At 68.3% G+C, this 7,811-nt stretch carries 7 protein-coding genes and 2 pseudogenes; 5 read left to right on the top strand and 4 right to left on the bottom strand.

Annotated features, from left to right (window positions below):
* Positions 1 to 219: 219 nt before the first annotated feature.
* Entirely contained in the window at positions 220 to 402 is a 183-nt protein-coding gene (locus tag ACWDS7_RS44450; protein ID WP_451934210.1) for a hypothetical protein, read from the top strand.
* 8 nt (positions 403 to 410) lie between these two features.
* Here ACWDS7_RS44450 and ACWDS7_RS44455 read toward each other — a convergent pair whose 3' ends face one another.
* Positions 411 to 872 carry a tyrosine-type recombinase/integrase gene (locus ACWDS7_RS44455; protein WP_451934211.1) on the bottom strand — a complete coding sequence of 154 codons (462 nt, stop codon included), beginning with the start codon at positions 870 to 872 and terminating at the stop codon, positions 411 to 413.
* 69 nt (positions 873 to 941) lie between these two features.
* Here ACWDS7_RS44455 and ACWDS7_RS44460 point away from each other — a divergent pair, with 69 nt between their 5' ends.
* From ACWDS7_RS44460 to ACWDS7_RS44470, 3 genes and pseudogenes are all read left to right on the top strand, one after another.
* Positions 942 to 1,757, top strand: a complete 816-nt coding sequence (locus tag ACWDS7_RS44460) for a pyrroline-5-carboxylate reductase family protein (protein WP_451934216.1) — start codon at positions 942 to 944, stop codon at positions 1,755 to 1,757.
* A 353-nt stretch (positions 1,758 to 2,110) separates the two neighbouring features.
* Positions 2,111 to 2,512 carry a DUF4158 domain-containing protein gene (locus tag ACWDS7_RS44465; protein WP_451934212.1) on the top strand — a complete coding sequence of 134 codons (402 nt, stop codon included), beginning with the start codon at positions 2,111 to 2,113 and terminating at the stop codon, positions 2,510 to 2,512.
* An 873-nt stretch (positions 2,513 to 3,385) separates the two neighbouring features.
* Positions 3,386 to 4,642 (top strand): annotated as a pseudogene (locus ACWDS7_RS44470) (transposase).
* 164 nt (positions 4,643 to 4,806) lie between these two features.
* Here ACWDS7_RS44470 and ACWDS7_RS44475 read toward each other — a convergent pair.
* The 3 genes from ACWDS7_RS44475 to ACWDS7_RS44485 all read right to left on the bottom strand — a co-directional run bounded on the left by ACWDS7_RS44475 (position 4,807) and on the right by ACWDS7_RS44485 (position 6,851).
* Entirely contained in the window at positions 4,807 to 5,664 is an 858-nt protein-coding gene (locus tag ACWDS7_RS44475; RefSeq protein ID WP_451934213.1) for an LLM class flavin-dependent oxidoreductase, read from the bottom strand.
* 65 nt (positions 5,665 to 5,729) lie between these two features.
* Positions 5,730 to 6,389, bottom strand: a complete 660-nt coding sequence (locus tag ACWDS7_RS44480) for a DsbA family oxidoreductase (RefSeq protein WP_451934214.1) — start codon at positions 6,387 to 6,389, stop codon at positions 5,730 to 5,732.
* A 99-nt stretch (positions 6,390 to 6,488) separates the two neighbouring features.
* A complete protein-coding gene (locus ACWDS7_RS44485) occupies positions 6,489 to 6,851 on the bottom strand; it encodes an antibiotic biosynthesis monooxygenase family protein (RefSeq protein ID WP_451934215.1) in 363 nt (120 codons plus the stop codon).
* Between the two features lie 498 nt (positions 6,852 to 7,349).
* Between ACWDS7_RS44485 and ACWDS7_RS44490 the strand changes: the two are divergent.
* Positions 7,350 to 7,811, top strand: a pseudogene (locus ACWDS7_RS44490) (IS5 family transposase); the annotation flags it as partial.

Here is a 7,811-nt window from a genome sequence, read left to right on the forward strand (position 1 = left end):
GGCCGGAATACGGCAGAAACGCGCCGCGCCGCCCCCGACCAAACAGAAGTGGGCTCTGTCAGGTCAACCGAACGACATCTCCGCAGGTCGGCGCGCCGGTAGCCATGCCGATCGCAATCCGGCCCCAGGCTGGACAAGGCCATCCACAGCCGAAACCCCAGCTCTCGGCCTGTCCGACCTGCGGATTCGACTGACGCGGTCCGTTTCTGCCGTACTCCGGTGGCACCCCGGCTACGCCCGGCTGCAGGCCGCACTGCAGGCGTTGCCCGCCGACAACGTGACAACCCGTTCGTCGCCGCCTTCGCCGAGCTGGCCACGCTCCAGGCCACCCAGCGGGGGTTCGTCATCCTTCCCGAATGGGCGGAGATCCTCGACCGGCACTTCCCGCCGGCGCAGCCGTAGGTTGAGGGTCAGGCCCCGCCAGAGGCTTGTTCCGGCTCGGGGAACAGTTCCAGTTGCTCGCCGGCGGGGTCGGTGTGGGTGAGTTTCAGGCAGCGGCGGCAGGTGACCGGGCCCCGGTCCGGGCGGTTGTAGCGCTGGGTGGTGACCGGGGAGGCGTGGCCGAGGAGTTCCTGGACGTCGGCGAGCGGCACCCCGGCGTCCAGCGCCGCGGTGGCGGCGGTGGCCCGCGCGGTGTGCGGGGTCAGGCGGGTGTGGTCGACGCCGGCGGCGGTCGCGGCCCGGCGCAGCGCGGTGGTCATCCGCCAGCGGTCGAACGGCCGGCCGTCGGCCCGGACGAACAACGGCTCACCGGGGGAGCGGTCATCCAGCAGCGGCTGCAGCGACGATCTCCCACAATGCTGATTATGTGAGATCGATAATCGGGCGGGGCCGACGTCGGCCCCGCCCGTGCCGACACCGGCCGACAGCACGCCTGGCCGGCGGTCAATCGATGTCCAAGGCGGCAGGCGGGTCCACGGCGGCAGCGAGATTCCGGGATGATGGTGCTCGTGACAGCACGGACTGTGGGGATCGTGGGCTTGGGCCGAATGGGGCTGACTCTGGCCGCTGGCTTCAGCAGAGCAGTCGAACCGGCACGATTGTTCGTCGCAGGTCGGTCGATATCCAGCATCGAGCGCGTACGCGCTGCTGTACCTACCGCCACGGTGCTGCCGCCAGCCGACTTGGTTGACCGGGCTACCCTGGTTGTTCTGTGTGTGCGCAACGTGGACCTTCCTGACGTGCTCGCCGTTGTGCGTCCTCGACTTTCGGCGGAGCACATCGTGGTCACGATTAACAACGCACTGCCCCTGCCGAGGCTGGCGGACTCGGTTCCCTGCCCCGTTGCCAAGCTGATTCCCAGCGTCGGTAACGAGATCGGTGCGGGCGCGACGCTGCTCATGCCCGGCCCTGGCCTGAGCGAGGACGCCGTTGCCGAGTTGACGGAGTTGCTACAGGGGTTTTCCCGGCCGTTCGTGATCGGCGAGCGACAGGGCCGGGCAGCCACCGACCTGGCATCGTGCGGTCCGGCACTTCTGGCCAGTGTGGCCCAATCGATGATCGCAGCGCAGATCGAGCGCGGCGCGCCGCTACCCCCGGGTCTGGCCGAACAACTCCTCGCGCAGAGCATCGACGCCGTCAGCCGGCTACTGGATCACGGGACGCCCTTGGCCGAGATCGTGGACCGCGTCGCGGTTCCCGGCGGCAACACCGCCGCTGCCGTCGAGGCGAGCCGCGACGGTCTCGCCGCGGCGTGGCGGGCAGCGTTCTGGGCGACTGCCGACAACGAGCGATCCAAGCCCCTGCCCGCACTGTGATTCATCGTGCGGACAACGACCTTGGCCAGGGTGCCGGTCATGCCGCACAGCGTGCGTTCAGGGGGCTGTGGACGGTGTTGGTAAGAGACCAAGCGCCTGGCCGTACGAGCCGAAGAACGTCTGCTGTGGGCACTGCGCCGCGAGCAGGAAGCCGCGGAGAGCACAGAGGCCCTGCGCGAGCTGCGCGCCGACATGCGCGGGCGAGGTCATGTCCCGCCCCGGCTTCCCGGCGTCGCCATGAGCTCGGCCTTCGAGGAGGCTGAGTACAGAAATTAACGGTAGGAAATTGATCTTCGTACCGGTTCGGTGACGGCACCCATTTGGGCTGGTTGCGGGGCTTACGTTCCTGGGCCATGCCTTTCGAATTTCTCTCTGATGAGCAGATCGCCCGCTATGGTCGCTTCCCTGAGGAGCCCTCGTCTGCGGAGCTGGAGCAGTTCTTCCGGCTGGACCGCAGTGCGCTGGACGCGCTGATGTCCAAGCGGCGTCCGGCGACCACGCTCGGCTGGGCCGTGCAGTGGGGCACAGTGCGGATGCTCGGGGTGTTCCTGACCGACGATCCGCTGGCCGTGCCGCCGGGCGCGGTCGCGTTCGTGGCCGAGCAGCTCGGCCTGGATCCGGCGCACTTGGCCGGCTACGGGCAGCGGCAGCAGACGGTGTACGAGCACGCGTGGGAGATCCGGGAACTGCTGGGCTATCGCGACTTCGGCTCGCGCGAAACAGAGGTGCGCCAGTACATGGCGGCACGGGTGTGAGCCTCGGCGGAGGGGCCTCGGGCGCTGTTCGACCGGGCTCGGGTGCACATGCTCAAGGAGCGCGTTCTGCTGCCGGGCGTGACCGTGTTGGTGCGGTTGGTCGGCGAGGTGCGGCGGGCGGAGAACGAGCGGCTGCACGCGCTGCTGTCAGGCCGGTTGTCGGCCGAGATGCGCGCCGCGCTGGTGGGATTGCCGGCCGTGCCGGACGGCAAGCGCCGCTCGGAGCTGGAACGGTTGCGGACGGCACCGACGATGGCCGCGGCGATGGAGGTGCTGATGGCGGTGCCGGAGGCGACCGAGGAGCGGCTGGTGTCGCTGGTGGAGGTGTGGAAGGCGATCGAGGAGGTGGTGCCGCGCGAGAAGCTGGCCTCGGCGGTGGAGACGGTGGCGGAGTTCGTGCCGGTCAGCGATGACGCCGCTGCCGCGCAGTGGCGTGCGGAGCTGGTCAAGCGCTACCGCGCCGTGCAGGGCTTCATCGATCCGCTGCTTTCCACGATCCGGTTCCGCGTGGTCGAGGCGGGTACACCGGTGCTGGCCATGGTGCGCGCCGCCGCGGTGATGGCCAAGAGCCGCCGGCGCGATGTGTTCGCCGAGGGTTCGGAGCGGTGGAGCGATCCGCGGGCCCGGTTGCTGGACGGCCAGGCGTGGGAGCAGGCGCGCCCGCGTGTGCTGACTTCGCTGGAACTCGAACTGGAGCCGGCCGGGCATTTGGCCGAGCTCGCCAGCGCGCTGGAGGGCGCCTGCACCCGCGTGCTGGACGGGCTCGGCGGTAACACCGTGGTGCAGTTCGTCGGCGGTCGGTTGCGGTTGGAGAAGCTTGGCCCGCTGGCCGAACCGCCGCTGATGAAGGAATTGCGCAGCCTGGTCGACGGCATGCTGCCCCGGCTGGACTTCCCCGAGTTGCTGCTGGAGGTCTTCGACCGCACCGGTTTGCCCGCGGACTTCACCCACGTCTCCGGCATCGATGCCGCGATGGACGACTTTCCGATGAGCCTGGCTGCCCTCGTCGTGGCCGAGGCGTGCAACGTCGGCCTGGTGCCGATCGAGAATCCGAACGTGCCCGCTCTGACGCGGGCCCGGTTGCAGCAGGTCGACCAGGGCTATCTGCGTGCGGAGACGATCGCGGCGGCCAACGCCCGGCTGATCGGCGCCCAGGCCGGGATCGGCATCGTCCGGCATTGGGGCAATGGCCACATCGCCTCGGCCGACGGGCTGCGCTTCGTGGTGCCAGTGGCCAGCCTGCACGCCGGCCATAATCCGGTCTATTTTGCGAGGCGGCGCGACCTGGCTCAATGTGGTCAACGACCAGGTGATGGGCATCGGTGGGCTGGTGGTCCCGGGCACGCTGCGCGACTCGCTGTTCATCCTGGGCGCCATCCACAATCTTGACGGCGGCCCTCGCCCCGAAACGATCATCACCGATACCGCCAGCTACTCCGGCCTGGTGTTCGGGCTGTTCGCGATCTGCGGCTACCAGTTCTCCCCGCGCATAGCCGACCTGGCCGACATGCGGCTGTGGGGGACCAACACGCGCGCCACCTACGGGCCGCTGGAGCACAGTCCCGCCACACCGTCCGGCTGGACCGGATCCGAGCTCATTGGGGCGACATGCTGCGGGTGGCCGGCTCGCTGACCGTGGGCACCGTACGCGCCTACGATCTGATCCGGATGCTGTCGGCCGACGGCCGTCCCACCGGCCTGGGGGAGGCGTTCGTCCACTACGGCCGCATCTTCAAGCCGCTGCATTTGCTGCAGTTCCTGCATGACGAGGGCTACCGCAGGATGATCGGCACTCAGCTGAATGTGCAGGAGGCTCGGCACCGGCTGGCCCGCAAGACAGCCTTTGGTAACCGGGGTCAGCTGCGCCAGCGCTACCGCGAGGGCATGGAAGACCGGCTCGGCAGCCTCGGCCTGGCCTTGAACGCGGTCATCTGGTGGAACAGCCTGTACCTGAATGCCGTCGTCGAGCAGTTGCGCGAGCAGGGCTTTCCGGTCACCGACGAGATATGCGCCCGCCTGTCGCCGATCCAGTACGAACACATCAACTTCCTGGGCCGCTATGCCTTCACCCGCGCCGACGCGACCACCGGGTTGCGTCCCTTTCACGACGTGCCCGCTCTTACTGGTTAAGCCCGCCGTCAGAGATCGGTGTTAGCAGCAGCGCAGCGCGAGTTGCCCGGGTGCGGGACCTGCGGCGAGCCCTCTTCCAGCCACGCAGGGCTTGTTGGGAGGTTGATGGATGTCGCATGGGCGAGGCGACTGTCAGTTGCCACCTCGCCCGTTTCGGCCCGCGGTTAAAGGCCGATGACCTCGGCCAGGAGGTCCACCTGTGCGGGATCAGGGTGGTTACCCATGAAGATCAGTTCGTCGCAGCCGATCTGGTCGAAGGCGGCGATCGCGGCGGTGATCTGTTCTGGCTCGGTGTAGGCGATGGAGATGCCGTACTGCGCGTACTCGTCGCCGGCGAAGGCGTAGTAAGAGCCGATGGCATCGGAAATCGCGGCCTCGGCGTCGGGACCGAGCGCGTACATCACTGATGCCACCAGGCGGGGCGAGCCGGCTCTGCCAGCCGCCTTCCAAGCCTGCCGGATCTGGGGGGCGAAGTCCTGCACGTCCTGTACGGTCGCGTCGCCGGCGATCCATCCCGTTCCATGAGAGGCGATGCGGTGCAGGGTCGCCTTCGAATTACCGCCGAACAGCAGGGCGGGCCCGCCGGGTGTGGCCGGCCGCGGGCCCACGAGGTCATCGGATGCCATGACGGTGGCGAGCCGATCCAGGAGCCGGTCGAACTGCTTACCCCTGGTGCCGTAGTCGACCCTGCTGAGCAGGAAATCGTCCTCCCGGGCTCCCGGGGCGAGCCCCAACTGCAGGCGGCCGGGTCCGGCAAGCTGGTCCAGGGTGGTGACGGCCTTGGCGAACAGGGCATGGTTGGCGCGCAAGGGCGCGAGAAGCACACTGGTCAAGAGCCGGATGCGCGAGGTGGCGCCGGCCGCGGCGGCCAAAGTGATCAAAGGCTCCGGCGTCGACCAGGCCAGACGGTCACTGACGCTGAGGGTGGAGAAGCCGCGTGCTTCGGCGCGGCGTGCCCACTCCACCAGGGCTGTGCCTTCGGTCCACCCAGCATGACCTGGCAACCCGATACCGATGTCCATCGCTGATGAGATTCCTTCCAGAAAAAGATGTCGAGAGGGCGCGATTGGTGTGATCGGATCGTCTGTCAGCCTGGCCGGTCAGACTTGATCAGAACGCCGTGCGAGTCGGTCGGTTCGGTCCGCAGGAGCCCTTGCAGATCGGCGACGGGCTGGACTCCAGAGACCGGCGGGCGGCCGTCGATCACGAGACTGGGCACACTGGTGACACCGTGCTCTGCCGCGCGGCGCCGGTCGGCGCGTACCTCGTCGGCGTAGTCGTCGCCGTCCAGCACAGTGCGCACCTCACCGGTGTCCAGCCCGGCCTCGCCGCCCAGACGCCGCAGGATCTGCGGGTCAGCCACGTTGCCCCCCTCGGTGTGGTATTCGTGCAGCAGCAGCTCCATCATCTGGTCGGCCCGGCCGCGGTCGGTGGCCAGCTTGACCAGCCGGTGCGCGTCGAAGGTGTTCACCGGGCGGGCCAGATGCAGGTTCAGCTCCAGACCTTCGGCCGCGCCCAGCGACCGGATCCGGGCGATGCGGGCGGGCGCCTGCTCGCCCCACCAGCCGGCCATGGCCTCCGCGGCGGTCGGCCCGGGCGTCCGGCCTTCGTCCGGCGCGAGCTCGTAGGCGCGCCAGACGATCTCGATGCTGTCGCGGCCGGGTTGCTGGGCCAAGGCGGCCGTCAGGCGTCTCTTGCCGATGTAGCACCAGGGGCACAGCACATCGGCGTAGATCTCAAGCTTCATGAATGTTCCGCACAGTGATCGTGGTTGATGGAGCGAGTTCGGTTCACCCGGCGGCGTGCTGCCGACAGGCACAGCCGCCCGCCAACAGGGATCGGCCGATCAGGCATCGAGGCGCTGTAGCCCGGGGCCGACCTCGCGGACGACGGTGTAGGTGGGCACGCCGGTCATGCGGGGTTCGGCCTTACCGGACAGGCCCTCCAGTGCCTTGCCGATGGCGGCCATCCGGCCATCGGTGTCGGAGGTCTCCACAAAGTGGCGGTAGTCCTCCTCGCTCGCCCAGTGCACGATGTTGTACACCCGGGTCCCGTCGGTGCTCACATGGAAACGAGCCGAGCGATAGCCGGGATAGAAGCGCACCCACCGCTCCTGGATCTCCGCGAACGCCTCCACCAGCTCACGCTGTGTGTCAACGCCATCAACGGTGTAGTCGATGATCGAATAGAAACCGGCATCGGTGCTCATGAACACATTCCTCAAGGTCGGATGCAGGGACGAACGCCCCGGTCGCCATCGTGCAATCTCAACCACACTTGAGGTCAAACGCCCGGCGAAGGCGCAACCGATCCTGCTTTACTTCCGGAATGCCGCAATTCCGGAAGTAGAATCCGGAAGTGACTTCCGGAAACACAACCCCAGAGATCCCGCAGACCTCCAGACCAGCTTCCGGAAACACAACCCGGTCGCGAGCCGCAGAGCTCCCCAACCCGTACGCGGCAATCCTCGCCGAATACGCCACCGCGCTCGAGCGCTCACCACTGGCCGACTCCAGCAGGACCAAGTACCGCTCCCGGCTGCGCGGGTGCCTCGCTGAGTCTTCGCGCTACGCGCGGTTCGCGCTCGGACTGTGTTCTTCGGGGCTTTGCCCCGAACCCCAGGTGAGAGGCCTACCGGCCCCTCACACTCCCCGGCCGCAGACCAGTTCGCCTGACACCCCGTCGACCCTATGACTGGATAGAACACATGGTTCGTCGCCATGAACTGACCGATGACGCCTGGGAGCGCATCGCCCCCCTGCTGCCGGCCGACCCTGAGCGCGGTGGCCGCTGGCGCGATCATCGCCAGGTGCCAGGCGGCATCGTCTGGAAGATCCGCACCGGCGCCGACTGGCGCGACATCCCGGAACGGTACGGCCCCTGGCAGACCGTCTGCCAGCGGTTCCGCCGCTGGTCGGCCGACGGCACCTTCGCCCGGCTCCTGGAACACATCCAGGTCCACGACGACGCCGCAGGCCAGGTCGACTGGTCGGCCATCTGTGTGGACTCCACCATCGTGCGCGCCCACCAGCACGCCGCAGGAGCCCGTAAAGGGGGAGCCGTGACGGGACGCCCGGGCAGCAATCAGCCCAGATCCATCAGGGCCGACAGGCGCTCGGGCGCTCGCGCGGCGGACTGACCACCAAGATCCACCTGGCCGTCGACGGAC

Source organism: Streptosporangium sp. NPDC003464 (assembly GCF_053588315.1).